Annotated in this window: 23 protein-coding genes; 21 read left to right on the top strand and 2 right to left on the bottom strand. The window is 70.0% G+C overall.

The genetic code is table 11. From position 1 onward, the window contains the following. The first annotated feature begins 1 nt into the window (after position 1). A complete protein-coding gene (locus tag IEX49_RS10975; protein ID WP_188806206.1) occupies positions 2-211 on the top strand; it encodes a hypothetical protein in 210 nt (69 codons plus the stop codon). Positions 212-222: 11 nt separating this feature from the next. Here the strand turns inward: IEX49_RS10975 and dtd are convergent, their stop codons facing one another. Continuing rightward, on the bottom strand, positions 223-675 hold the full coding sequence (dtd, locus tag IEX49_RS10970) for a D-aminoacyl-tRNA deacylase (RefSeq protein WP_188806205.1): 453 nt from the start codon (positions 673-675) through the stop codon (positions 223-225). A 71-nt stretch (positions 676-746) separates the two neighbouring features. On the opposite strand from dtd, the gene IEX49_RS10965 reads away from it, so the two are divergent. The 13 genes from IEX49_RS10965 to nusB all read left to right on the top strand — a co-directional run bounded on the left by IEX49_RS10965 (position 747) and on the right by nusB (position 14,210). Continuing rightward, positions 747-2,276 carry a replication-associated recombination protein A gene (locus tag IEX49_RS10965; RefSeq protein ID WP_373286721.1) on the top strand — a complete coding sequence of 510 codons (1,530 nt, stop codon included), beginning with the start codon at positions 747-749 and terminating at the stop codon, positions 2,274-2,276. Positions 2,277-2,371: 95 nt separating this feature from the next. Further along, positions 2,372-2,884, top strand: a complete 513-nt coding sequence (locus IEX49_RS10960; protein ID WP_188806204.1) for a general stress protein — start codon at positions 2,372-2,374, stop codon at positions 2,882-2,884. A gap of 316 nt (positions 2,885-3,200) precedes the next feature. Further along, the gene (gene rpsD / locus IEX49_RS10955; protein WP_188806203.1) at positions 3,201-3,827 is read left to right on the top strand and encodes a 30S ribosomal protein S4; all 627 of its coding nucleotides are present in this window, start codon (positions 3,201-3,203) and stop codon (positions 3,825-3,827) included. 205 nt (positions 3,828-4,032) lie between these two features. Beyond that, positions 4,033-4,440, top strand: a complete 408-nt coding sequence (locus IEX49_RS10950) for a hypothetical protein (protein ID WP_188806202.1) — start codon at positions 4,033-4,035, stop codon at positions 4,438-4,440. 7 nt (positions 4,441-4,447) lie between these two features. Then, the gene (gene alaS / locus IEX49_RS10945) at positions 4,448-7,207 is read left to right on the top strand and encodes an alanine--tRNA ligase (protein ID WP_188806201.1); all 2,760 of its coding nucleotides are present in this window, start codon (positions 4,448-4,450) and stop codon (positions 7,205-7,207) included. Beyond that, positions 7,204-7,731, top strand: a complete 528-nt coding sequence (gene ruvX / locus IEX49_RS10940; protein ID WP_188806200.1) for a Holliday junction resolvase RuvX — start codon at positions 7,204-7,206, stop codon at positions 7,729-7,731. The genes alaS and ruvX overlap by 4 nt, the downstream gene beginning before the upstream one ends. Further along, entirely contained in the window at positions 7,724-9,163 is a 1,440-nt protein-coding gene (mltG, locus tag IEX49_RS10935) for an endolytic transglycosylase MltG (protein WP_188806199.1), read from the top strand. The genes ruvX and mltG overlap by 8 nt, the downstream gene beginning before the upstream one ends. Next, on the top strand, positions 9,144-10,079 hold the full coding sequence (locus tag IEX49_RS10930) for a shikimate dehydrogenase family protein (RefSeq protein ID WP_188806198.1): 936 nt from the start codon (positions 9,144-9,146) through the stop codon (positions 10,077-10,079). Before mltG ends, IEX49_RS10930 begins: the two co-directional genes overlap by 20 nt. Before the next feature lie 51 nt (positions 10,080-10,130). After that, positions 10,131-11,375, top strand: coding sequence for a chorismate synthase (gene aroC / locus IEX49_RS10925; protein WP_188806197.1), 1,245 nt, complete (start codon positions 10,131-10,133; stop codon positions 11,373-11,375). After that, a complete protein-coding gene (locus IEX49_RS10920) occupies positions 11,372-11,953 on the top strand; it encodes a shikimate kinase (protein WP_344321628.1) in 582 nt (193 codons plus the stop codon). Before aroC ends, IEX49_RS10920 begins: the two co-directional genes overlap by 4 nt. Further along, positions 11,950-13,083, top strand: coding sequence for a 3-dehydroquinate synthase (aroB, locus tag IEX49_RS10915; RefSeq protein WP_188806195.1), 1,134 nt, complete (start codon positions 11,950-11,952; stop codon positions 13,081-13,083). Before IEX49_RS10920 ends, aroB begins: the two co-directional genes overlap by 4 nt. A gap of 134 nt (positions 13,084-13,217) precedes the next feature. Beyond that, positions 13,218-13,781, top strand: a complete 564-nt coding sequence (gene efp / locus IEX49_RS10910) for an elongation factor P (RefSeq protein WP_188806194.1) — start codon at positions 13,218-13,220, stop codon at positions 13,779-13,781. Positions 13,782-13,799: 18 nt separating this feature from the next. Then, positions 13,800-14,210 carry a transcription antitermination factor NusB gene (gene nusB, locus IEX49_RS10905; RefSeq protein WP_188806193.1) on the top strand — a complete coding sequence of 137 codons (411 nt, stop codon included), beginning with the start codon at positions 13,800-13,802 and terminating at the stop codon, positions 14,208-14,210. On the opposite strand, the gene IEX49_RS10900 is transcribed toward nusB, so the two are convergent. Beyond that, entirely contained in the window at positions 14,188-15,360 is a 1,173-nt protein-coding gene (locus IEX49_RS10900; protein WP_188806192.1) for a PrsW family intramembrane metalloprotease, read from the bottom strand. The genes nusB and IEX49_RS10900 overlap by 23 nt on opposite strands. A gap of 227 nt (positions 15,361-15,587) precedes the next feature. Between IEX49_RS10900 and pyrR the strand changes: the two genes are divergently transcribed. The 7 genes from pyrR to pyrF all read left to right on the top strand — a co-directional run bounded on the left by pyrR (position 15,588) and on the right by pyrF (position 24,769). Next, entirely contained in the window at positions 15,588-16,208 is a 621-nt protein-coding gene (pyrR, locus tag IEX49_RS10895; protein WP_308421935.1) for a bifunctional pyr operon transcriptional regulator/uracil phosphoribosyltransferase PyrR, read from the top strand. After that, the gene (locus IEX49_RS10890; RefSeq protein WP_188806191.1) at positions 16,205-17,227 is read left to right on the top strand and encodes an aspartate carbamoyltransferase catalytic subunit; all 1,023 of its coding nucleotides are present in this window, start codon (positions 16,205-16,207) and stop codon (positions 17,225-17,227) included. The genes pyrR and IEX49_RS10890 overlap by 4 nt, the downstream gene beginning before the upstream one ends. Next, on the top strand, positions 17,224-18,630 hold the full coding sequence (locus IEX49_RS10885) for a dihydroorotase (protein WP_188806190.1): 1,407 nt from the start codon (positions 17,224-17,226) through the stop codon (positions 18,628-18,630). The genes IEX49_RS10890 and IEX49_RS10885 overlap by 4 nt, the downstream gene beginning before the upstream one ends. After that, positions 18,627-19,184 (top strand): PH-like domain-containing protein, encoded by a 558-nt coding sequence (locus tag IEX49_RS10880; RefSeq protein ID WP_308421934.1) that lies wholly within the window; start codon positions 18,627-18,629, stop codon positions 19,182-19,184. The genes IEX49_RS10885 and IEX49_RS10880 overlap by 4 nt, the downstream gene beginning before the upstream one ends. Before the next feature lie 84 nt (positions 19,185-19,268). Next, entirely contained in the window at positions 19,269-20,441 is a 1,173-nt protein-coding gene (carA, locus tag IEX49_RS10875) for a glutamine-hydrolyzing carbamoyl-phosphate synthase small subunit (RefSeq protein ID WP_188806189.1), read from the top strand. A gap of 6 nt (positions 20,442-20,447) precedes the next feature. Beyond that, positions 20,448-23,774: a carbamoyl-phosphate synthase large subunit gene (carB, locus tag IEX49_RS10870; RefSeq protein ID WP_188806188.1), complete on the top strand. Its 3,327-nt coding sequence runs from the start codon at positions 20,448-20,450 to the stop codon at positions 23,772-23,774. Continuing rightward, complete coding sequence (gene pyrF / locus IEX49_RS10865) at positions 23,771-24,769, top strand: orotidine-5'-phosphate decarboxylase (protein WP_188806187.1); 999 nt, start codon at positions 23,771-23,773, stop codon at positions 24,767-24,769. Before carB ends, pyrF begins: the two co-directional genes overlap by 4 nt. The last annotated feature ends 130 nt before the right edge of the window (positions 24,770-24,899 follow it).

Below are 24,899 nucleotides of genomic sequence, written 5' to 3'. Positions count from 1 at the left end.
GATGGCTGAGCCCGAGCGGCGGCAGCGCCCCGCGGACGTCCCGCCCACCGCGATCCGCCTGCTGCCGGTCCTGGTGGTGACCTTCGGGCTCAGCATGCTGATCGACATGACGACCGACTGGCACTTCCTGCTGCGCTGGGCTCTGGCCCTGGGCGGCGGCCTGCTGGCTCAGGTCGTCGTGCTGAAGATCTGGTCGTCTCGCCAGCGGTGAGGTGAGGGTGGTCAGCCCCGCCGCGGGCCGTTCAGCTCCTCCGTGTCCACCCACACGGTGAACGGCCCCGAGTTGACCAGGGTGACGTCCATCATGGCCCCGAACATTCCGCGCTCCACCGGCACGCCGACCGCCTCCAGCGCGGTGATGAACCGCTCGTACAGCGGCTCGGCCTGGTCGGCCTTCGCGGACCGTGTCCACGAGGGCCGGCGTCCCTTCCGGACGTCCCCGTACAGGGTGAACTGGCTGACCACGAGGGCGGCGGCACCGGCTCCGACGAGGGACTCCTCGCCGTCGAGGATGCGCAGGTGCGCCACCTTCTCGGCCAGCTGCACCGCCTCCGCCTCGGTGTCCTGGACGGAGACTCCCAGCAGCACCACGAGCCCGGGGGAGTCCAGGCGACCGGTCACCCGCCCCTCGACGGTCACGGACGCGGACGTTGCCCTCTGCAGCACAGCTCTCATGGCTCCATTCTCCCCGCATGCTCCCCGCCACGGGCGCCCAGCCCGTCCGGGGCGGCGGCTAGGCTGAGCCGGTGAGTGATTTGTTCAGTGTGCTCGGCGGCGGGGACCACGACGGTGACGTGGAGGCGGATACCACGCACGACGACGGCGCCTCCTCGGGCGGTCGGGACCGCCCCAGTGCCCCCTTGGCCGTGCGCATGCGTCCGCGCACCGTTGACGAGGTCGTCGGCCAGCAGCACCTGCTCCACGTCGGGTCGCCGCTGCGGAAGCTGGCGGTGGGCGCGGCCGGCGGCGGTGGCGGCCGTGGCGCCGGGCCGTCGTCGCTCATCCTCTACGGCCCGCCCGGCACCGGCAAGACCACTCTGGCGACCGTGATCGCCCGGGGGCCGGGCCGCAAGTTCGTGGAGCTGTCCGCCATCAACGCCGGCGTCAAGGACGTGCGAGCGGTCATGGAACAGGCGTTGAACGACCGGGATCTCTACGGCCGGACCACGGTGTTGTTCCTGGACGAGATCCACCGGTTCAACAAGGCGCAGCAGGACGCCCTGCTGCCCGGGGTGGAGAACCGATGGGTGGTGCTGGTGGCCGCGACCACCGAGAACCCGTCCTTCTCCGTGGTGGCACCGCTGCTGTCCCGGTCCATCATGCTCACGCTCAAGCCGCTCACGGACGCGGACATCGGCGGCGTGCTGGACCGTGCGGTCGCTGACGAGCGGGGACTCAACGGGACGGTCGTGCTGGAGGACGAGGCCCGCGAGTACCTGGTGCGCATGGCCCAGGGCGATGCCCGCCGGGGGCTGACCACCCTGGAGGCCAGCGCCGGCGTGGCCCTGGACCGGTGGGAGGCCGCCGGCCTCGACGAATCAGGCGAGCCCGCCGAGTCGGACGAATCCGAGGACCGGCCCGAACTGCCCTCCATCAGCCTCCAGGACGCGGCCCAGGCCATGGACCGTGCGGTACTGCGCTATGACAAGGCCGGTGACCAGCACTATGACGTCATCAGCGCGTTCATCAAGTCGATCCGCGGTTCGGACGTCGATGCCTCCCTGCACTACCTGGCACGGATGCTGGAGGCGGGGGAGGACCCGCGATTCATCTCCCGGCGCCTGATCATCTCCGCCTCCGAGGACATCGGGATGGCTGATCCGACCGCGCTGCAGACCGCCGTCGCGGCAGCACAGGCGGTGCAGCTCATCGGCATGCCGGAGGGGCGGCTGGTCCTGGCCGAGGCCACGGTGCATCTGGCCACCGCACCCAAGTCCAACGCGTCCTACGCCGCCATCAACGAGGCCGTGGCGGATGTCCGTGCCGGGCTGTCCGGAGAGGTGCCGCCCCACCTGCGGGACGCCCACTACCCGGGGGCGGCGGGGCTGGGCCACGGTAAGGGGTACATCTACTCCCATGACGCACCGCATTCGGTGGCCCGGCAGCAGTACCTGCCGGATCCGCTCCGTGGGAAGGACTACTACCGTCCCAAACAGAACGGCGTCGAGCGGAACCTGGGGGACCGGGTGCAACACCTGAGGTCGATCATCCGGGGCACGCCGCCACCGGCACCACCGGCGCCACCGGCCTCTGAACGGAACGAATCGGGCGCGTAGGCCTCTAAGCTGGGGGTGTCCGTACCCGCCAGGACCGCGGTTCGGCCTCGGGCCACGTGCAGGGGCCATCGGCCGCGGAGATCGGAGTATCCGTCATGTCCACTCCCGCGAACAACCCGGCCAGCCGGCTCGTGCAGAACACCGCCGAGGTCGACTACCGGATCCTCAAGTCGGTGGCCGCCTACGAGCAGGCCCAGGAACTGGTGGACCGCCTCTCCGATGGCGGCTTCCCCGTGGAGAAGACCAGGATCGTCGGCACAGGCCTCCGATCGGTCGAGCAGGTCACCGGCCGGATGACCACCGGCAAGGCCGCTGGGCAGGGAGCCCTCGGCGGCCTGTGGTTCGGCCTGATGATCGGCATCCTGTTCCTGATCCTGGCACCCGGCAACTTCTTCCTGATCCTGCTTCTGGCACTCGGCTTCGGCGCGGTGTGGGGAGCGATCTTCGGAGCCCTCGGCCATGCCGCCACCCGAGGCCGCCGGGACTTCTCCTCGATCCAGGTCATGGAGGCCGAGTCCTACGATGTGCTCGTGGAGGCCTCCCACATCAGCCAGGCCGCACAGGTGGCCAACGGGCAGCCCATGCCGGAACAGGGTCCCGAGGCTTAGCCCCGGCTCAGCCCCGACCCTCGGACCCGGATCCGGCGGTCGGGGGAGCGGTGCAGAACTGGTAGACTCTTCTGCTGTCTGGCAAGCGCCGCCAGTTCTCCCTGCCTCCTTCCGGCCTGCGCCGGTGGTGTGGGGAGACCCCGTCCGGGTCCTGCGGCGCTGTAGCAATGACGGGCAGCGGCATGCCCCTCAGCTCTCCCGAAGGACGCACGGGAGGCCAGGTTCCGGTCCACCCTTGTCACACCGCGGGAGCCCCCGCCTCGTGTCAGGACCGGAGACAAACCAGAACCGTGCCGCCTGACAAGAAAGGTCCCTCGTGGCTTCCAACCTCCGTACCCGCCGCACCGTGCGCCACTCGCGCGCACTCGGCATTGCCCTGACTCCCAAGGCCGAGAAGTACATGGAGCGCCGTCCGTACGGCCCCGGCCAGCATGGCCGTGCCCGTCGCAAGGCCGACTCCGACTACTCGGTGCGCCTCAAGGAGAAGCAGCGTCTGCGCGCCCAGTACAACATCCGCGAGGCGCAGATGCGCCGCTACTTCGAAGAGGCCAAGCGCACCTCGGGCCTGACCGGTGAGAACCTGGTCGAGCTGCTCGAGATGCGTCTTGACGCCCTCGTGCTGCGCGCCGGCTTCGCCCGCACCATCCAGCAGGCCCGCCAGATGGTCGTGCACCGCCACATCATGGTGGACGGCGCCCGCGTGGACCGCCCGTCCTTCCGCGTGAAGGAGGGCCAGCTGATCCACGTGCACGAGCGTTCGGAAAAGATGGTCCCCTTCCAGATCTCCGCCACCGGCGCCCACCAGGACGTCCTGCCGGCCGTCCCGGGTTACCTGGACGTCGAGATCGACAAGCTGCAGGCCAAGCTGTCCCGCCGCCCGAAGCGCTCCGAGGTCCCCGTGACCTGCGAAGAGCAGCTCGTGGTCGAGTACTACGCACGCTGATCCCTTCCGGATCTGCTGCGGCGGAAACTGCCTGAGAACCCGGCGTCCCCTCGAGGGGACGCCGGGTTTCGGCTTTAAGGACGGACGGAAGGCAGACCTGGCGCCCGGACCCCGGGGAGCCAGGGCCGGCGTCGCGCGCTGATGTTCCACGCCGGGGCCGCGGCCCCGGTAGGGTGGACCAGGCACTGAAGCGAAAGGAAATCCCGTGATCAAGCGCGTAATGCTGGTGGGAGTGGGGGCAGCCGTCGGCTGGCTCGGACACACCGTCTTCAGCAAGGGACGTGACGCCGCAGCCCTGCGGGCCGAGGAGACGATCCGCCACACGCTGAACCCGGAGAACATCGGGCGCAACGCCGGGCAGGCCGCGGCCACCGCCCTGGCCGCCAGCGCCCGTTCCTTCGCCTATCAGCTGCGCGAGGAGGTCCCGGCCTGGAAGACGATGTCATCCTCCCTGGCCGACCCCGCGCCGCAGCAGAAGCAGTCCCGGGCCACGGCCGCTGCAACCGCCCAGGATGTCCCGGACGCCGCGCACACCACCATCACGGGTACCGCCACGGAAGGCCCCGCGGACCGGTCCACACCCCGACCCACCGACCCCCGAAAGCAGTCGTAGAGCAGTCATGAAGTCCCAGGACATCGCCAGCCGCTGGCTGGATTTCTTCGCCAAGAAGGACCACTCCGTCGTTCCCTCGGCATCGCTGGTCTCCCCGGACCCGTCGTTGCTGTTCACGATCGCCGGCATGGTCCCCTTCATCCCGTACTTCCTGGGCCAGGAGACCCCGCCCTACCAGCGGGCCACCACCGTGCAGAAGTGCATCCGCACCGCGGACATCGAAGAGGTCGGCAAGACGGTCCGCCACGGCACCTTCTTCCAGATGTGCGGCAATTTCTCCTTCGGCGACTACTTCAAGGAGAAGGCCATCCCCTACGCCTGGGAGCTGCTGACGACACCCCAGGACCAGGGCGGCTTCGGCCTGGAGCCCGAGCGGCTGTGGGTCACGGTGTATGAGGAGGATGACGAGGCCGAGCGCATCTGGCGCGAGGAGGTCGGCTTCCCGGCCGAACGCATCCAGCGCCTGGGCAAGGAGGACAACTACTGGCACACCGGCCAGCCGGGCCCCGGTGGCCCGGACTCGGAGATCTTCTATGACCGGGGACCGGAGTACGGCCGCGAGGGCGGCCCGTCCGCGGACGAGAACCGCTACATGGAGATTTGGAACCTGGTCTTCATGCAGTACCAGCTCTCCGAGGTCAACTCGCAGACCGACTTCACCGTGGCCGGCGAGCTGGACCACAAGAACATCGACACCGGACTGGGACTCGAACGCCTCGCCATGATCCTGCAGGGCGTGGAGAACATGTATGAGACGGACCAGGTCCGCCCCGTCCTGGACCGCGCCGCCGCACTGGCCGGCAAGGAGTACTCCTCCACCGAGGACGCCACGGATCCGCGCTACACGGACGACGTGCGCCTGCGGATGATCGCCGACCACATCCGCTCTGCGTTGATGCTCATCACCGACGGCGTGGTGCCCGGCAACGAGGCCGGCGGGTACGTGCTGCGCCGCCTGATCCGCCGCGCCGTGCGGGCCATGCGCCTGATGGGCGTGACCGATCCGGTGCTGCCCGAGCTGCTGCCGGTCTCCCGCGACGCCATGAAGGGCACCTACCCGGAGGTCGAGCGGGACTTCGACCGCATCGCCCGGATCGCCTACAACGAGGAGAAGGCCTTCCTGCGGACCATCGCCGCCGGCACCGCCCGGATGGACTCGGCCGTCACGGCCGCGAAGTCCGCTGCGCGCGCCGCCGGAGAGGGAGGCGCCACGACGGCCGGAATCTCCGGGGCGGACGCGTTCGAACTGCATGACACCTACGGGTTCCCGATCGACCTCACCCTCGAGATGGCCGAGGAGGCCGGGGTGGCCGTGGACGAGGCCGGTTTCCGCGAGCTCATGACCGAGCAGCGCAACCGTGCCCGCCAGGACGCCAAGTCCAAGAAGGCCGGTCACGTGGACTCCTCGGCGTACCGTCAGCTGCAGGCCGAGGGGGACACCGTCTTCACCGGCTACACCGAGCACACCACCGAGGCCCGCATCCGCGGCCTGCTGAGCGGCGGCCAGCAGGTCAGCTCGGCCTCTGCCGGGCAGGAACTCGAATTGGTGCTGGACGCCACGCCCTTCTACGCCGAGTCCGGAGGCCAGGCCGCTGACACCGGTCTCATCACCGGCGACGGCTTCGTGCTCGAGGTCCTCGACGTCCAGTCCCCGGTCCGCGGCCTGAGCGTGCACCAGGTCAAGGTCGTCGAGGGTGAGGTGCCCGCCGGGGCCACCGCCGTCGGCGCCATCGACCTGCAGCGGCGCCTGGACGCCCAGAAGGCCCACACGGGCACGCACCTCGTGCATGCCGCCCTCCACCAGATCCTCGGCCCGGAGGCCACACAGTCCGGCTCCTTCAACAAGGAGGGCTACCTGCGGTTCGACTTCCGCTGGGGCGAGGCCATGAGTGAGATGGCCCGGTCCGAGGTCGAGGAGGTCTCCAACCTGGCCATCCGGGACAACCACCCCGTGCTCACGCGGGAGATGGGCCTGGACGAGGCGCGCGAACTCGGGGCGATGAGCCTGTTCGGCGAGAAGTACGGAGACCGCGTGCGTGTGGTCGAGGTCAACGGTGCCTGGTCCCGCGAGCTGTGCGGTGGCACCCATGTGGGCGCCACGGCGGAGATCGGTTCCCTGGCCCTGCTCGGAGAGCAGTCCGTGGGGTCGGGCAACCGCCGCGTCGAGGCCCTCGTCGGGCTGGATGCCTTCCGCCACCTGGCCACCGAGCGCACGCTCGTCAACGAGCTCACCGGCCTGCTCAAGGTACCGGCGGACCAGGTCAAGGACCGGGTGGCCGGCACCCTGGCCCGGCTCAAGGAGGTCGAGAAGGAACTCGCCGTCCTGCGCTCGGCCCAGCTGCAGGCCGAGGCCGGCCGCCTCGTCGAGAACGCCGTGGCGGTGTCCGGCACCGGCGCCACCGTCACGGTCCTGGCGCACGACGCCGGCCCGGTCGGCTCGGGCGACGAGCTGCGGACCCTCGTGCTGGACCTGCGCTCCCGGTTGGAGAACCAGTCCGGGAACGCCGCGGGCACCCCCGTGGTGGTGGCCATGGCAGGCACCGCCAAGGGACGTCCGCTCGTGGTGGTCGGCACCAACCAGGCCGCCCGCGAGTCCGGCCTGAAGGCCGGCGCCCTCGTCAAGACCGCCTGCGGAGTGCTCGGCGGAGGCGGCGGTGGCAAGGATGACGTGGCCCAGGGCGGCGGCCAGGATGCCACTCGCATCGATGACGCCCTGGTGGCCGTTCGGACGGCGATCGAGTCGACGGTCGGGGCCGCGGGCGCGTGAGCGGTGCACTGCAGCGTGGGGTCCGGCTCGGGGTCGACGTCGGCCAGGCCCGCGTCGGCCTCGCCGCCTCGGACCCCGACGGCATCCTGGCCACCCCGGTGAAGACGCTCCGGCGGGACCTCAAGAAGGGGTTCGACCGGCGGCTGATCGTCCGGGAGGCCCTGGAACGGGCGGCCGTGGTCGTCTACGTCGGTTATCCGGTCAACATGCAGGGCCGCGCCACGGAATCCACCGAGGACGCCCACCGCTATGCCCAGCACCTGGCGGCGGAGCTGCTCGCGGCCGGAAGCCCGGCACGGGTGCACCTGGTGGACGAACGCCTCAGCACCGTCACGGCCCACCGCCAACTGCATGAGGCCGGCCGGGGGAGCCGGACCCACCGTGAGGTCGTGGACCAGGTGGCGGCCGTGCAGATACTCGAGCAGGCCTTGAATATGCAACAATCACTCCAGCGGGACGCCGGGCGCCCCGTGCTAGTTCCTGCGCCAGAAGGACCAGAGGGAGAGGACGGGACACGTGGCTGACCTGACTCCTGACGATCCGACTCCTGACCATCCCTCGGACCCGCAGTCCCCGCTGACCCGGCGCGAACAGCGCCGCCGCGAGGAGGCGCGCCGGGCCGCTCCAGAGTCGCCCCTGGAGGAAGACCGCCGCGAATACCCCGGTCAGCAGGATGAAGACAGCGAACTCAACGAGGTCAACGAAGACGGAGACGGCGGAGGCGGTCACGGGCAGAACCATGGCGCGTCGGGTGACGACGCCGTCGTCGTGGGTACCGACAGTTCAGGGACCCCCGTCATCGTCCGCCCGGCCGGCCGCAAGGGATACCAGACCGTCACCGTCAATCGGGACCGTTCCCTGGACGCCGAGAAGCAGGCGAAGAAGGAGGCGCGCCGGAAACGGCGCCGCCGCCGCAACATCGCTTTGACCTCGGCCTTCGCCGTGTTCGTGCTGCTGGTGGCGGGGCTGTCCTTCGCGCTGAAGGCCATCCTGCCGGATCCCGTGGCCGAGGACTATCCGGGCCCCGGCGGTGCGGAGGTGGTGTTCTCCGTCCATGAGGGTGAGGGTGCCATCGCCATCGGGAATCGGCTCGTGGAAGAGGACATCGTGGCCAGCAGCGCCGCCTTCATCGAGGCCGTCAACCAGTCGCGGTCGGAGAACTCCATCCAGCCGGGGGACTATCCACTGAAGAAGAAGATGGCGGCCGCGGATGCTGCCGCCATCCTCCAGCGCGACGGTCAGGGTCAGGTCCACTACGTCGCCGTGAACCGCGGCATGCGCCTGAATGAGGCCTTGAGCGCCGTCAGCGAGTCCACGGGCATCTCCGTCCAGGACCTGGAGGCGGCCGCGGCGGACCCCACTGACTTCGGGCTTCCCGCCGAGGCCCCCAGCCTGGAGGGCTACCTGGCTCCGGGGGAGTATCGCTTCCCGGTGGACGCCGAACCCGCTGAGATCTTCGCCATGATGATCGAGCCGACCATGGCCGAGCTCGAAGAACAGGGGATCACGGACGAGGCCGAGCAGTTCCGCGTCATCACGATCGCCTCCATCCTCGAGGCCGAGGCGCTGACGGACGACTACCCGATCGTCGCCGGCATCATCGAGAATCGCCTCGATCCGGCCAACGAGGAGACCGGTGGTTACCTGCAGATCGACGCCACGGTGATCTACGGGCTCGGACAGCGCCAGCTGCAGTTCTCGGAGGAGGACAAGCAGGACGCCTCCAATGAGTACAACACCTATGCCCACCGTGGACTGCCACCCGGACCCATCGGTGCCCCATCCACCCAGGCCATCGATGCGGCGGCCCACCCGGAGGACAACGACTACTACTACTGGGTGACCACCAACATCGAGACCGGCGAGACGAAGTTCGCAGAGGACTATGCCCAGCACCGCATCTACCAGCAGGAATACCGCGACTACTGCGCCGACCATGCGGAAATCTGTGGTTAGGCCGTCCGCCGGTGTCCTCGGCCACCCCATCTCGCACTCGAAGTCACCGGCCCTGCACCGGGCCGCGTACCGCGCCCTGGGCCTGCATGTCGCCTATGACGCCCATGACGTGACACCGGAGGCGCTGCCGGCCTTCATGGCCGGCCTGGACCGGAGTCCGGAGACGGGCTACGACTGGCTCGGGTTCTCCGTCACCATGCCGCTGAAGTCCGCGATGATGCCGCTCGTGGACCGCTACTCGCCGCGGGCCGAGCGGCTCGGGTTCCTCAACACCGTCGTCTGGGACGGGAACGGGATCTCCACGGCCTACAACACGGACGTGGAGGGCATCGTCGAGTCGCTCGTGTTCGCCGGCTACAGCCGCGAGGTGACCGGGGGCCGGATGGGCATCCTCGGCGGTGGCGGGACCGCCGCGGCGGCCATCGCCGCCGCGGAGAAGCTGGGGCTGGCCGGCGTCGACCTGTTCGTCCGAACCCCGGCCAAGGCCGCCGAACACGCCGAACTCGCACGCGGCTTCGGCCTGACCCCCCGCGTCCGCCTGCTGGAGGATTTCCCGACGGCGGCCCGCGGCTTCCGCGCGGTCGTCGCCACGCTGCCCCCGCGCGCCGCGGACCCCACCGCCGAGGCCCTGGCCGGCGCTTTGTCCGAGGCGCAGAAGGGGGACACCGCGGGGAATGCGGAAGCCTCACCGTTGCCTCCCTTGCTGGACGCCGCCTACGACCCGTGGCCGTCAGCGCTGGCACGGTCCTGGCAAGACCAGGGCGGCCAGGTGGTCAGCGGCCTGGAGATGCTGCTGTACCAGGCCGTCGAGCAGGTCCGCCTGTGCACGGAACGCCTCCGCCCGGCCGGGACGGAACCCGACTGGCCGGCCGTCGTCGCCGCGATGGCCGCCGCCATCGACCTTCCGGAGCGCTGAACCCGGTCACACGGTCCGGAACCGCGTGCGGACCATGAGAGAATCGAATCCATGGTGCGCTGGTTGACAGCGGGCGAATCACATGGGCCCGCACTCGTTGGAATCATTGAAGGGATGCCCGCGGGCATCCCCCTGACCACCTCTATGGTGCAGGATGCCCTGGCGCGCCGGCGCCTGGGCTACGGCCGTGGTGCCCGCATGAAGTTCGAGCAGGACCAGGTCACCCTCGTCGGCGGGGTCCGCCACGGTTCCACCCTGGGCTCCCCGGTCGCCATCGAGATCGCCAACACCGAATGGCCGAAGTGGGAGAAGGTCATGTCGGCCGATCCCGTGGACGCGGACGAACTCGACGGCCTGGCCCGCAACGCCGCCCTCACCCGTCCCCGTCCCGGTCACGCCGACCTGGCCGGCATGCAGAAGTACGGCTTCGATGAGGCCCGCCCCCTGCTGGAACGCGCCTCCGCCCGAGAGACCGCGGCGCGCGTGGCCCTGGGCACCGTGGCCTCCTCCTTCCTGGCAGAACTGGGCATCCGCACCGTCTCCCACACCACGGCTGTCGGCACGGTGTCCGTGCCGGAGGGCGCCGAGCTGCCCGCTCCGGACGACGCGACCGCACTGGACGCCGATCCGCTGCGGTGCTTCGAGAAGTCCACCTCGGACGCCATGGTCGCCGAGGTCGATGCCGCCCACAAGGAGGGCGAGACCCTCGGCGGTGTCGTCGAGGTCCTGGCCTATGGCGTGCCCGTGGGACTGGGCAGCCATGTCCACTGGGACCGCCGTCTGGACTCGCTGCTCTCCGGCGCGCTCATGGGCATCCAGGCCATCAAGGGCGTCGAGGTCGGCGACGGCTTCACCACGGCCGCCCGCCGCGGCACCGCCGCCCACGACGAGATCGTCCGCGGCCCCGACGGGTATCCGATCCGCACCTCCAACCGGGCCGGCGGCATCGAGGGCGGCATGAGCACCGGGGGAGTGGTCCGCGTGCGCGCAGGCATGAAGCCGATCGCCACCGTCCCCAAGGCCCTGCGCACCGTGGACACGGCCACCGGCCAGGACACGAAGGCACACCACCAGCGCTCGGACGTGTGCGCCGTGCCGGCGGCCGGAGTCGTGGCCGAGGCCATGGTCTGCCTCGTCCTCGCCCAAGCCGTCCTGCAGAAGTTCGGGGGAGACTCCGTGGCGGAGACGAAGCGGAACCTGGACTCCTTCGTGGCCTCGCTCGAACCCCTGCCGGTCTCGGACGTGGATGCGGCGGCCGAGCTGGCCGCGGCGCCCATGGGTGACCCGCTGCAGTGAGTTCTGCAACCGGCGGCGGCCCTGGTTGGTCACCTGGCCGGCGGATTGTGCTCGTGGGGCCCATGGGGTCCGGCAAGTCGACCGTCGGACTCGTCCTGGGCCGCAGGCTCGGCCTGCAGCGCCTGGACGCCGATGACCTCTTCGTGGCCCAGCACGGCGTCATCTCCGATTACTTCTCCCGCAACGGTGAACCGGCCTTCCGCCAGGCGGAGGAGGAGGTCATCGGCGAGGTCCTCTCCCGGGCCGAACCCTGCGTGCTGTCCCTGGGCGGGGGAGCGGTGCTCAGCGCCCAGACCCGCGACCGGCTGCGCCACGGCTCCCATGTGGTCTACCTCACGGTGGCGGAGGACGCGGCCCTGGCCCGGCTCAACGGCGGCCTCGGCCGGCCAGTCCTCGCGGGGGACCCGGGACGCACCTGGCGCCGCATCCTCGCCGAACGTCACGCCTTGTACCGTGAGGTATCGCAGTGGACGGTGGACACCACCGGCCGCTCCACCGAAGACCTGGCCACCCACATCATCCGCCTCGTCCGTCAGGCCGAGTCCACCACCCCGACCACAGGAGCTGTCCATCCATGACTGAGCCGAACACCCCGTCCACCGAACCCGTCCCGGACGATGCCACCGTCATCCCCGTGGCCGGCGGATCGGGGTCAGCGGGCACCGGTGGCTACGACGTCGTGGTGGGCAAAGGCCTGCTGGGACGTCTGCCGGACATGCTCGGGCCCTCGGTCCGCCGCGTCCTGGTCATCCACCCCCGGGCGTTGCGTGCCACCGGTGACGTGGTCAAGGCCGATCTGGAGACAGCCGGCTTCCAGGCCCTCACCGCGGAGATCCCGGATGCCGAGGAGGGAAAACACGTCCAGGTGGCCGCGTTCTGCTGGCAGGTCCTGGGCCAGAACGACTTCACCCGCTCGGACGCCGTGGTGTCCGTGGGCGGCGGTTCCGTCTCCGACGTCGCCGGCTTCGTGGCGGCCACCTGGCTCCGCGGGGTCCGCGTCGTGCACTTCCCCACCACCCTCCTGGGCATGGTGGACGCCGCCGTGGGTGGCAAGACCGGCATCAACACCGCCGAGGGCAAGAATCTGGTGGGAGCGTTCCACCCGCCCGCCGGCGTGCTCGCGGACCTGGACACGCTGCTGACCCTGCCGCCGAACGAGCTGGTGTCCGGACTCGCAGAGGTCGTCAAGTGCGGCTTCATCGCGGACCCCGAGATCCTCACGATCATCGAGTCCTCCCCGGAACAGGCCCAGAACCCGCATTCGGCCCAGCTGCGCGAACTCATCGAGCGCTCGATCGCCGTCAAGGCGCAGGTGGTGTCCAGTGACCTGCGGGAGGCCGGCGCACGCGAGATGCTGAACTACGGCCACACCCTGGCCCACGCCATCGAACTGGTCGAGCGTTACCAGTGGCGCCACGGCGCCGCCGTGTCCGTCGGCCTGGTGTTCGCGGCCGAACTGGCGCGTTCCGTCGGACGCCTCGACGATGCCACCGCCGATCGTCACCGCACGATCCTCGAGTCGCTCGGCCTGCCGACGTCGTACTCCTCCGGCCGCTGGGAGACGCTGCTGGACGGCATCCGCCGGGACAAGAAGAACCGCGGCGACCAGCTGCGGTTCGTGCTCCTGGACGGCCTGGGCAAGCCGACCACCTATGACGTCCCGGACGCCTCGCTGCTGTTCGCGACCTACCAGGAGATAGCGGAGTGACCGCCGAGTGATCGCCGGGCGAACCCGGCAGTGATCCGGGGTACCGGCCCCATCACCTAGAATGGTCGACTGGACTTCCAGCGAGACCCGCCGACGCCATCGACTGGCCCCATACCGACAGACGGAGATTGACAGTGGCAACCAGCAACGACATCAAGAACGGCACCGTGCTGAAAATGGACGGCCACCTGTGGAACGTCATCGAATTCCAGCACGTGAAGCCGGGCAAGGGCGGGGCGTTCGTCCGCACCAAGATCCGGAACATCACCACCGGCAAGCTGGTGGACAAGACCTTCAACGCCGGCGCCAAGATCGAGACCGCCACCGTGGACCGCTCGGACTACGAGTACCTGTACCAGGACGGCGAGGACTACATCTTCATGGACACGGACACCTACGACCAGATCCCGGTGAACCCGGCTGTCGTGGGCACCGCCGCCAACTTCATGCTGGAGAACCAGAAGGTCACCATCGCCATGAACGAGGGCACCCCGCTGTACCTGGACATGCCGCCGTCGGTGGTCCTGGAGATCACCTACACCGAGCCGGGCCTGCAGGGCGACCGGTCCTCCGCCGGCACCAAGCCTGCGACCCTCGAGACCGGCTACGAGATCCAGGTCCCGCTGTTCGTGGACCAGGGCACCAAGGTCAAGGTGGACACCCGCACGGGTGACTACCTCGGCCGCGTGAACGACTGACGGGACGACTGACCCACTGTGAGCGCACGAGGCAAAGCCCGGAGGCGCGCGCTGGAGGTCCTCTTCGAGGCCGAACAGCGCGGGACCACTCCGGATGAGGGCATCACCTCCCGCAGGACGTCCACGGCACAGGTGATCAACCCGTACACCGTGGAGATCGTCCAGGGCGTGGTGGCCGAACAGGAGCGGATCGACGAGATCCTGTCCTCCTACGCCCAGGGCTGGACCCTGGACCGCATGCCGGCAGTGGACCGCGCCATCCTGCGGATCGGTGCCTGGGAACTGCTGTTCAACGACGAGGTGCCGGACCGCGTGGCGGTGGCCGAGGCGGTGACGATCGCCAAGGAACTGTCCACGGACGATTCCCCGGACTACGTCAACGGCCTGCTCGGCCGGATCCAGCAACTCAAGCCGACGCTGCTGGACTGACCGGGCCGCTGGGCCTGATCGCGCCGAAGAGCTCCTGCCGCTGCCGGACCGTGTCCTGGAGCAGCCGGAGCTCTTCTGCGCTGTTGGCTTGGACATCGTGGCCCCGTTCGATCCGGTGCCGCAGGGCGGCCAGGCGCAAGGCAGTCCGCTCGAAGGCGCGGTGCTGGCTCCGGGCCCCGTGCCCGCCGGCCCACCGGCGGCCCTGCCGCCGTCCCGGAGCCGTGCCGAAGAGGGCGATCTCCTCCGGCCACAGCCACCCCGCCACTCCGTAGCGGCCCAGCATGCGTTGGGTCAGCCGCCGCTCGGCCCGCAACAGCAGCACGACGGCGGCGACCGCCGCGATGAACAGCGGGACCTGCAGCAGCAGGTAGAACGTGAAGAAGTCATCGAAGATCAAGGCGAGTCCGCCGTTCCACAGGAAGTGCCCGAGCATGGCCGGGACCAGCCCCAGCAGGAACCAACCGACCCAGCCGACCCGGCCGAGCCGGCCCCTGGTGATCCGCCGATGCGCGGCCACTCCCAGGAAGAACCCGATCCACACGGTGAACAGCACGTGGGCGAAGGGCGAGAACAGTCCTCGCAGCACGAAGGTGAACGCCAGTTCGGTGCCCCACCCGGCCTCGGTGTAGGCCGTGCCGAAATACAGGATGTTCTCCGTGAATGCGAAACCGGCCGCCACCATGCCGGCGTAGACCACCCCGTCCACGGGACCGTCGAAGTGCCGGCTGGCCGCCAGGAAGATCACCACGAGGCCGGCACCCTTCATGGTCTCCTCGATCACCGGGGCCTGCACCACCGCCCCGAAGGTGGCCGAATCCAGCGAGGACAGCCCGCTGAAGGTCTCCATGAACACCTCGCCCAGCGACAGGGTGCCGAACACGGAAACCCCCGCTCCCCACAGGAAGGCGAAGACCAGCCAGCCGCGGGGCTCGGGATCCCACCGGTCGACCCACAGGAGGGCGGTCACCACGATGCCGAGGGGGACCAGCGCGAGCAGCCCGACCACGAAGAGCGTCTCGGTGCCCAACACACCGACCAGGAACAGGACCACCAGGGCGCCGACGAGCGCGGCTGTCACGAGCAAGGCCATGCCCCAGGCGTTCGAGCGGCGATTGCGCCGCGCGATCAGCTGCGCCGGAGGATAGGCCACCGGCGACGGGACGGTGGGCCCAGGATGGCTCGCAGGGGGCACCGGTCCGGGTCCGTGCGACCCGGACGATGGGTGTGGTGCGGGGAAGTTCACCGGCTGCGTCATGGAACCATCCTGACACTGGGTCAGCCCGCCGCGGTGATAGTGTTGACGCCGGACCAAACACACCCCACCCAGGGTTGCGTTTCCTTTAAGTTCCGTCCTGTGAGGCGGGGAAGGAGGCATGTGTGCAGGCTGAGAGCCGCGCTGTGCGCACCGTCCGGAATGTCCTTTCCGCGGCGGATATCGACCGGGCGCTGACCCGGATCGCCCACGAGATCCTCGAATCGAACCGTGGCCCGGCCGGCCTGGTCATCCTGGGCATCCCCCGCCGCGGTGTCCCCCTCGCCGAGCGACTGGCCCGCAAGCTCGCCCGGATCGAACCGGGCTTCGACGCCGGCACCTCGACCGGTGAACTGGACGTCACCCTCTACCGGGACGACCTGCGCCGCTCCACCTCCCGCACCCCCGCGCCGACCCGCCTGCCGGACGCCGGAATCGACGGCGCCACCGTGGTGCTCGTGGACGATGTGCTCTATTCCGGGCGGACCATCCGTGCCGCCCTGGACGCCCTCAACGACTTCGGCCGCCCTGCCGCCGTACGCCTCGCCGTCCTCGTGGACCGTGGCCACCGCGAACTGCCGATCCGGGCCGACTTCGTGGGCAAGAACCTGCCCACCTCCACCGCCGAGCGCGTCCAGGTCCGCCTCGTGGAGATCGACGGGCCGGATGCCACCGCCGAGGTCACCGAGGACGCCGTCTCGATCACCGACCACGCGGAGGCCAGCGGGCGGGGCGAGGCCCGGTGAAGCACCTGCTGTCCACCCAGGACCTCTCCCACGCCGATGCCCTGCGCATCCTCGACACCGCCGAGGAGATGGCCGCGGTCTCCGGCCGCGAGGTCAAGAAGCTTCCCGCCCTGCGCGGCCGCACCGTCGTCAACCTCTTCCTGGAGGACTCCACCCGGACCCGGATCTCCTTCGAGGCCGCGGCCAAGCGCCTGAGCGCGGACGTCATCAACTTCTCCGGCAAGGGCACCTCCGTCTCCAAGGGCGAGTCCCTGAAGGACACCGTCCAGACCCTCGAGGCGATCGGGGCCGACGCGATCGTGATGCGCCACTGGGGCTCCGGGGCGGCAGCCCAGCTCGCGGACTCCGGCTGGATCCGGTCCTCCGTGGTCAACGCCGGGGACGGCACGCACGAGCACCCCACGCAGGCGTTGCTGGACGCCTTCACGTTGCGCCGCCGCCTGGCGCTGCGCCACGGCACCGCGCCGCACGGCACGGACCTGGCCGGGATGAAGGTCGTCATCGTCGGGGACATCCTGCACTCCCGGGTGGCCCGCTCCAATCTGTGGCTGCTGACCACGCTCGGCGCCGAGGTCACCCTGGCCGCGCCACCGACCCTGGTCCCGGTGGGCGTGGGGGACTGGCCCTGTACCGTGACGTACTCACTCGATGAGGCCCTGGCGGGCGCACCGGATGCCGTGATGATGCTGCGCGTCCAGTCCGAGCGCATGCATGACGCGTTCTTCCCCTCGGCCGCCGAGTACACCCGGTCCTGGGGACTGACGGATGAGCGGCTCGGGATGCTGGAGGCCAACGGTGTGGATGACGCGGTCATCATGCACCCGGGCCCCATGAACCGTGGCCTGGAGATCTCCGCGGCGGCCGCGGACTCCGCGCGCAACACGGCCCTGGAACAGGTCGCCAACGGCGTCTCGGTCCGGATGGCCGTGCTGTATCTGCTGCTCTCCGCCTCCGACAGCCCTGAACCGTCCACCCCGACTGCACCGTCCGCACCGTCTGACCGGAAGGCCACCGCATGAGCGCCACGTTTGACCACCGCAACCGGTACCTCATCACCGGCGGCACCCTGCCGGACGGCACCACCGCGGATGTCCTCATCGAGGAGGGCCTGCTGGCCGCCGTCGGGCAGGACGCCCGGATGCGCGGCGGCGCGACGCCCTCGGCCGAGGCGGCTGAGATGATCGATGCCACCGGCCGCATCGTCCTCCCGGGGCTCGTGGACCTGCACACCCATCTGCGCCAGCCCGGCCGTGAGGACTCGGAGACCGTGGAGACGGGCACCCGTGCCGCGGCCCTCGGCGGCTTCACCTCGGTGCATGCCATGGCGAACTCCACGCCGGTCGCGGACTCGGCGGGCGTCGTCGAGCAGGTCTGGCAGCTGGGCCGTGAGGCCGGCTGGTGCGACGTCCACCCCGTGGGTGCCGTCACCGTGGGCCTGGGCGGCGAACGCCTTGCGGAGCTCGGTGCCATGGCGCAGTCGCGGGCGGAGGTCCGGGTGTTCTCCGATGACGGCATGTGCGTCTGGGACCCGGTGCTGATGCGCCGGGCGCTGGAGTACGTCAAGGCCTTCGATGGGGTGATCGCGCAACACGCCCAAGAGCCGAAGCTCACCGACGGCGCCCAGATGAACGAGGGCGCCCTGTCCTCGGTCCTGGGCCTGGCCGGCTGGCCCGCCGTGGCGGAGGAGGCCATCATCGCCCGGGACGTGCTGCTGGCCCAGCACGTGGGCTCCCGACTGCACGTCTGTCACGTCTCCACCGCCGGTTCCGTGGAGATCATCCGCTGGGCCAAGGAGCGCGGGATCGAGGTCACCGCCGAGGCGACCCCGCACCACCTGCTGCTGACCGAGGAACTCGTCCGCACCTACAACCCGGTCTACAAGGTCAACCCGCCGCTGCGCCGGGAGCAGGACGTCATGGCGTTGCGCGAGGGCCTGGCGGACGGCACGATCGACACGATCGGCACCGACCACGCGCCGCACACCGCGGAGACCAAGGAATGCGAGTGGACGGTCGCGGCCATGGGCATGACCGGCCTGGAGACCGCCCTGCCGGTGGTCCAGCAGGCGCTCGTGGACACCGGGCTGATGGACTGGGCGGGCATCTCCCGGATCCTCAGCTCGACGCCGGCCCGCATCGCCCGCGTGGCGGACCAGGGCCGGATCTCCCCGGACGGTGTCTTCGAGATCGGGGCCCCCGCCAACCTCACCGTCTACGACCCCACGGTCACCCGGACCGTGGACCCGGAGTCACACGCCACCAAGTCCCGCAACAGTCCCTTCCGGGGGATGGAGTTGCCGGGTCAGGTCACCGACGTCTTCAATCACGGGCACCCGGTGGTCCGGGACCGCGCCCTGGCCACGCCGCGGACGCAGCACCAGCAGGACCACCACCAGCAGCAGACAGGAAGCACCCAGCAGTGAACGATTACAGCGCCGAGTACACCCTCATCGGAATCCTCACCGCCATCGGATTGGCCGTGGTGCTTCTGCTCATGTGGTGGGGATGGCGTAACCGCAAGCGACGACAGCAGGACATCGCGGCCCCGCTCCCCGTGCCTGCCGGGATTCTGGAGTCCGAGCCCCTCGCCGCGGCCGAGGGCATGTACGTCGCCACGGTGCGCGGGCAGGACTACCTGGACCGGATCGCCGTCCACGGCCTCGGCTTGCGCACCAATGCCCGGCTGGAGGTGCACCGCTCCGGCGTGGCCCTGCTGCGGGAGGGCGGGACCAACCTGTTCATCCCGCAGGCCGACCTCCGCCAGGTCCGTCTCGATTCCGGCATGAGCGGCAAGTTCGTGGAGAAGGGCGGCCTGCTGGTGGTCTCGTGGACCCTGGGCGATCGCGAGGTCTCCACTGGATTCCGGACCCGCGCCGCCGATGACCGTGATCCGCTGTTGACCGCCGTCCAGGCCCTGGTGGACGGTGAGTCCCCGGCCGCCCCGAAGGCCACCTCCGCGTCCTCGCCGGACGCCTAGCCGACCGATGCAGCACGCGCCGCACACCAGACCGCACGACTACCCCACACACCCGCAGACACACCCGCAGATGGAGAACAACTCGTGAGCCTCTTGAACCGCGAGCCGGCCGTACTGGTCCTGGCCGATGGAACCGTCCATCACGGCCAGGCCTATGGCCAGACCGGAACCACCCTGGGCGAAGCCGTCTTCACCACCGGCATGACCGGCTACCAGGAGACGCTGACCGATCCGTCCTACGCCCGCCAGATCATCGTGCAGACGTTCCCGCACATCGGCAACACCGGCGTCAACAACGAGGATGCCGAGTCCCGGGCCATCTTCGCCGCCGGATACGTGGTCCGCGAGGCGGCCCGCGTCCCGTCGAACTGGCGCTCCCAGCGAAGCCTGGACGATGAGCTGGAAGCCCAGGGCGTCGTCGGGATCCAGGGAGTGGACACCCGTGCGGTGACCCGGCACCTGCGCTCCGCCGGTTCCATGAAGGCCGGGATCTTCTCCGGCGCGGCCGCCCGGCGTCCGCTGGCCGACCTCGTCGCCGAGGTGGTGGCACAGCCGTCCATGGCCGGTGCCCGCCTGGCGGATGAGGTGACCACGGAGTCCGCCTACGTCGTCGAGCCGGCCGAGCACGGCTGGGAGGGCGATCCGCTGCACACCGTGGTGGCCCTCGACCTCGGTCTGAAGGCCGCCACGCCACGGCACCTGGCCGCCCGCGGGATCCGGCTCCACGTGCTGCCCGCGACCTCCACCTTCGAGGACATCGCCGCCCTGGACCCGGACGGCGTGTTCCTCTCCAACGGTCCCGGCGACCCCGCCACCGCCGACGACCAGGTGGCACTGCTCCGGCAGGTCCTTGACGCCGGGCTGCCGTTCTTCGGCATCTGCTTCGGCAACCAGGTCTTCGGCCGGGCCCTGGGCTTCGGCACCTACAAGCTGCCCTTCGGCCACCGCGGCCCGAACCAACCCGTCATGGACAAGACCACCGGGCGCGTGGAGATCACCTCCCAGAACCACGGCTTCGCCGTGGACGCCCCGCTGGGCGAGCCCGTCATGGCGCCCGAGGCCTCCTACGGCCGCGTCGAGGTCTCGCACTGGTCCCTGAACGACCAGGTGGTCGAGGGCCTGCGCCTGTTGGACCGCCCCGCCTTCTCCGTCCAGTTCCACCCCGAATCGGCCGCCGGCCCGCACGATTCGGTTCCCTTGTTCGACCGGTTCATCGCGATGATGACCGAGCAGTCCTCTACCTCCGAAGGAGCCTGAGCCCCGATGCCCAAGCGCACCGATCTGAAGTCCGTCCTGGTCATCGGCTCCGGCCCGATCGTCATCGGCCAGGCCGCTGAGTTCGACTACTCCGGCACCCAGGCGATCCGGGTCCTGAAGGACGAGGGCCTGCGCGTGGTGCTGGTCAACTCGAACCCGGCCACCATCATGACCGACCCCGAGCTGGCCGACGCCACGTATGTGGAGCCGATCACCCCCGAGGTCGTCGAGAAGATCATCGCCGCAGAACGTCCGGATGCGGTGCTGGCGACCCTCGGCGGCCAGACCGCCCTGAACACCGCGATCGCCTTGGACAAGAACGGGGTGCTCGAGAAGTACGGCGTCGAGCTGATCGGCGCCAACATCGAGGCCATCGAGCTCGGCGAGAACCGCGAGCTGTTCAAGGGCGTCGTGGAGCGCTGCGGCGCCGAGTCCGCCAAGTCCGAGATCGTCCACACCATGGACGAGGCCTTCGCCGCGGCGGAGAAGCTGGGCTACCCCATGGTGGTCCGCCCCTCCTTCACGATGGGCGGCCTGGGCTCCGGCCTGGCCTACAACGAGGAGGACCTGCGCCGCATCGCCGGCGCCGGCATCCAGTACAGCCCCACCTCCGAGGTCTTGCTCGAGGAGTCCATCCTCGGCTGGAAGGAGTATGAGCTGGAGATGATGCGGGACCGCAACGACAACGTCGTGGTGGTCTGCTCCATCGAGAACTTCGACCCGGTCGGCGTCCACACCGGCGACTCCATCACGGTGGCCCCGGCCATGACCCTGACCGACCGCGAGTACCAGGCGATGCGGGACATCTCGATCGCCGTGATCCGTGAGGTCGGTGTGGACACCGGCGGCTGCAACATCCAGTTCGCCGTGGACCCGGCCACCGGGCGCATCATCGTGATCGAGATGAACCCCCGCGTCTCCCGGTCCTCCGCCCTGGCCTCCAAGGCGACCGGGTTCGCCATCGCCAAGATCGCCACCAAGCTCGCGCTCGGCTACACCCTGGACGAGATCCCGAACGACATCACGCGGAAGACCCCGGCCTCCTTCGAGCCGGTGCTGGACTACGTGGTCGTCAAGGTGCCGCGCTTCGCCTTCGAGAAGTTCCCGGCGGCAGACCCCACCCTGACCACCACCATGAAGTCCGTGGGCGAGGCCATGGCGATCGGCCGCAACTTCTCCGAGGCCCTGCAGAAGGCCTTGCGGTCCCTGGAGCAGAAGGGCGCCGAACTCTCCTTCGACATCCCGGATGCGGACGAGGTGGCCACCCTGATCGAGCGGTCCAGGATCCCGACGACGGACCGCCTCGCCCAGGTCCAGCGCGCGCTGCTGGGCGGCGCGAGCCTCGAGCAGCTCTTCGAGGCCACCAAGATCGATCCCTGGTTCCTCGACCAGCTGGTGCTGATCAACGAGGTCGCCACGGACGTGGCCGCGGCCCCCGAGCTGGACGCCACCGTTCTGCGGCACGCCAAGCGCCACGGCTTCTCGGACACCCAGATCGGCCAGCTGCGCCACCTGGACCCGGCCGTGGTGCGCGGCGTCCGGCACGCCTTGGGCATCCGCCCCGTGTACAAGACCGTGGACACCTGCGCCGCCGAGTTCGAGGCCTACACCCCGTACCGGTACTCCAGCTATGACCTGGAGGACGAGGTCACGGACCATGCCAAGCCCTCCGTGATCATCCTCGGCTCCGGCCCGAACCGGATCGGCCAGGGCATCGAGTTCGACTACTCTTGCGTGCACGCCACCATGGCCCTGCGCGAGGCCGGTCACGAGACCGTGATGGTCAACTGCAACCCCGAGACCGTCTCCACGGACTACGACATCTCCGACCGTCTGTACTTCGAGCCGCTCACCCTGGAGGACGTGCTGGAGATCATCGCGGCCGAGGAGCGCAGCGGTGGCGTCCTGGGCGTGTTCGTCCAGCTCGGCGGCCAGACCCCGCTGAAGCTGGCCCAGGAGTTGGCGGACGCCGGCGTACCGATCCTCGGCACCTCGCCGGCTGCGATCGATCTCGCCGAACACCGTGGCGAGTTCGCCCGCGTCCTCGACGAGGCCGGGCTGGTGTCCCCGAAGAACGGCACCGCCGTCTCCTTCGCCGATGCCAAGCGTGTGGCTGACGAGATCGGCTACCCCGTCCTGGTCCGTCCGTCTTACGTGCTCGGCGGCCGCGGCATGGAGATCGTGTATGACGAGGAATCCCTGCTGCGGTACATCACCAACGCCACGGAGATCACCGCGGACCACCCCGTGCTGGTGGACCGCTTCCTCGAGGACGCGATCGAGATCGACGTGGACGCCCTCTTCGACGGCACCGACCTGTACATCGGCGGCATCATGGAGCACATCGAGGAGGCCGGCATCCACTCCGGCGACTCCGCCTGCGTGCTCCCGCCGATCAACCTCGGCCCGGACACCCTGGCCCGCGTGCGCGAGGCCACCCGCGGCATCGCCGCCGGAGTCGGCGTGCGCGGACTGATCAACATCCAGTTCGCCCTGGCCTCGGACATCCTCTACGTCATCGAAGCCAACCCGCGCGCCTCGCGGACCGTGCCGTTCGTCTCCAAGGCCACCGGTGTCCAGCTGGCCAAGGCCGCCGCGCTGATCGGCACCGGACGATCCATCGCCGACCTCAAGGCCGAGGGCCGGCTGCCCTCCGGTCATGACGGCTCGTCCCTGCCCCTCGACGCCCCCGTGGCCGTCAAGGAGGCCGTGCTGCCGTTCGCCCGCTTCCGCACCAGCGAGGGTCGCGTCGTCGATTCCCTGCTGGGACCCGAGATGCGCTCCACCGGCGAGGTCATGGGGATCGACAAGTACTTCGACACCGCCTTCGCCAAGAGCCAGGCGGCAGCGAACAACCCGCTGCCGACCTCCGGACGGGTCTTCGTGTCCGTCGCGAACCGGGACAAGCGCGGACTCGTGATGCCCGTCAAGCGGCTGGTGGACCTCGGCTTCACCATCGTCTCGACCGGCGGCACCGCGGAGGTCCTGCGCCGCAACGGCATCCACGCGGACGTGGTGGACAAGATCGCCGACGCCGGCGCCGGCACGGAGCCGGGGAACACCGGCGCCGGCACCATCCTCGAGCAGATCGAGGCCGGTGAGATCGCCCTGGTGGTCAACACGCCCTCCGGTGGTGACGCCCGCGGTGATGGCTATGAGATCCGCGCGGCGGCCACCTCGATGGGGATCCCCACGATCACCACGCTCGCCCTCTTCGGCGCCGCCATCCAGGCCATGGAGGCCCTGCGCGAGTACGAGTGGGATGTCACCTCCCTGCAGGAGCACGACGCGCGGTTGGCCGCGGCCGTCGCGCGCTCCGGTTCCGGGGCATGACAGCACCGGCGGCCGGGTCCGGAGACGCCGGCCGGGCACCGTGGGGTGCCCGGCTGGCGGCCGCGATGGACGCGGCCGGCCCGTTGTGCCTGGGCATCGACCCGCATCCGCAGCTCCTCCACGACTGGGACCTTCCGGACACGCCCGTGGGCCTGGAACGGTTCTCGATGACGGCACTGGAGGCCGCGGCGGGGGAGGACGGGTCCTCCGCCGTCGCCGCCATCAAGCCGCAGGTCGCCCTGTATGAGCGGCATGGTTCGGCTGGCTTCGCGGTCCTGGAGCGGCTGCTGCGGGAGGCCCGTGACGAACAGGTGCTGACGATCGCCGACGCCAAGCGCGGGGACATCGGGTCCACGATGGCCGGCTACGCCGAGGCGTGGCTCTCGGACGATTCACCGCTGGCCGCCGACGCCGTCACCCTCAGTCCCTATCTCGGCTATGACTCGTTGGCTCCGGCCCTCGAACTCGCCGTGGCCACCGGGCGGGGAGTGTTCGTCCTGGCCCTGACCTCGAATCCCGAGGGCGCCTCGGTCCAGCACGCCGGCGGTCTGGAGGGATCCGTGGCCCGGTCCATCACCGCCTCGGCAGCCCGGGACAACGCACGGGCGCTGGCCTCCGGTCACGTCGCCGACGCGAACGGCACCGCCGACACGAACGGCACCACCGGCTCGACCGGCGTCAACGAGGGGACCGGGACCGGGGCCGGGGGCGGCACCGCGGTCCGCCCGGCCCTGGGCCCGGTCGGTCTCGTGGTCGGCGCCACCGTGGCCGGCCAGGCCGAGCGGCTGGGCCTGGACCTTGCCGGCGTCCGTGGCGCGCTGCTGGCTCCGGGATTCGGCGCCCAGGGGGCCTCGGGGGCCGGGATGCGTGCCGGCTTCGGCTCGGCCTGGCCTTCCGTGCTGGCCACCTCCAGCCGCGCCATCCTGCGCCGGGGGCCGTCCGTCGGCGGACTGCGCGAGGGCATCCGGGAGGCCCTGGAGGATCTGCGCCGGTAGTGATGCACCTCCGATGCGCGGCATGGAGGCCCTGCCGTGACCTGATCGTGACCTGTGGTGGCCTGCCGGCGCCCCGGAGGGTGACCTGCATCACCGTTCGATAAACTTCAGCTGCCCGATAGCGGGCTGC

It is taken from the genome of Citricoccus zhacaiensis (assembly GCF_014645315.1).
Taxonomy (GTDB): Bacteria; Actinomycetota; Actinomycetes; order Actinomycetales; family Micrococcaceae; genus Citricoccus; species Citricoccus zhacaiensis.
Note: the sequence above shows the minus strand (reverse complement) of the source record. Positions and strands in the feature narration are given on the sequence as shown.

Excerpts from the sequence above, each read along its gene's own strand:
- IEX49_RS10975 (WP_188806206.1), top strand. The coding sequence starts at position 2 with ATGGCTGAGCCCGAGCGGCGGCAGCGCCCCGCGGACGTCCCGCCCACC.
- dtd (WP_188806205.1), bottom strand. The coding sequence starts at position 675 with ATGAGAGCTGTGCTGCAGAGGGCAACGTCCGCGTCCGTGACCGTCGAG.
- IEX49_RS10960 (WP_188806204.1), top strand. The coding sequence starts at position 2,372 with ATGTCCACTCCCGCGAACAACCCGGCCAGCCGGCTCGTGCAGAACACC.
- alaS (WP_188806201.1), top strand. The coding sequence starts at position 4,448 with ATGAAGTCCCAGGACATCGCCAGCCGCTGGCTGGATTTCTTCGCCAAG.
- IEX49_RS10930 (WP_188806198.1), top strand. The coding sequence starts at position 9,144 with ATGCGGAAATCTGTGGTTAGGCCGTCCGCCGGTGTCCTCGGCCACCCC.
- aroC (WP_188806197.1), top strand. The coding sequence starts at position 10,131 with ATGGTGCGCTGGTTGACAGCGGGCGAATCACATGGGCCCGCACTCGTT.
- aroB (WP_188806195.1), top strand. The coding sequence starts at position 11,950 with ATGACTGAGCCGAACACCCCGTCCACCGAACCCGTCCCGGACGATGCC.
- IEX49_RS10885 (WP_188806190.1), top strand. The coding sequence starts at position 17,224 with ATGAGCGCCACGTTTGACCACCGCAACCGGTACCTCATCACCGGCGGC.
- carB (WP_188806188.1), top strand. The coding sequence starts at position 20,448 with ATGCCCAAGCGCACCGATCTGAAGTCCGTCCTGGTCATCGGCTCCGGC.
- pyrF (WP_188806187.1), top strand. The coding sequence starts at position 23,771 with ATGACAGCACCGGCGGCCGGGTCCGGAGACGCCGGCCGGGCACCGTGG.